General features: G+C 58.4%; 1 pseudogene. It reads right to left on the minus strand.

Annotated elements, in window-relative coordinates:
* Positions 1–542 (minus strand): annotated as a pseudogene (locus tag HX814_RS31285) (urocanate hydratase); the annotation flags it as partial.
* Positions 543–645 lie beyond the last annotated feature (103 nt).

Genomic DNA, 645 nt, shown 5'->3' on the forward strand with positions numbered 1-645 from the left:
GCGCCGCCCATGCCGCCGAGGCCGGCAGTCAGGACCCAACGGCCCTTGAGGTCATCGTTGTAGTGCTGGCGACCGGCTTCGACGAAGGTTTCGTAGGTGCCCTGCACGATGCCCTGGCTGCCGATGTAGATCCAGCTGCCGGCGGTCATCTGGCCGTACATGGCCAGGCCCTTGGCATCCAGTTCGTTGAAATGCTCCCAGCTCGCCCAGTGCGGTACCAGGTTGGAGTTGGCGATCAGCACGCGCGGGGCGTTGCTGTGGGTCTTGAACACGCCGACGGGTTTGCCGGATTGCACCAGCAGGGTTTCGTCGTCGTTGAGGTTGGTCAGGCTTTCGACGATCTTGTCGTAGCATTCCCAGTTACGTGCCGCACGGCCGATACCGCCGTACACCACCAGTTCTTTCGGATTTTCGGCAACCTGCGGGTCGAGGTTGTTCATCAACATGCGCAGCGGCGCTTCAGTCAGCCAGCTTTTGGCGGTCAGCGTGTTGCCGCGTGCGGCACGGATTTCAACGTCACGGTATTGGGTAGGCTTGGTCACAAAAAAATCCTCAACGATCAATGCGCGAACATTGATGGGTGCGAAGAGGATGTTCATGGACTCTTACGCACACATCTTTACTTGTACATACAAGCATATGCAA

The sequence above is a fragment of the Pseudomonas sp. C8002 genome (genome assembly GCF_013385765.1).
Classification (GTDB): Bacteria; Pseudomonadota; Gammaproteobacteria; order Pseudomonadales; family Pseudomonadaceae; genus Aquipseudomonas.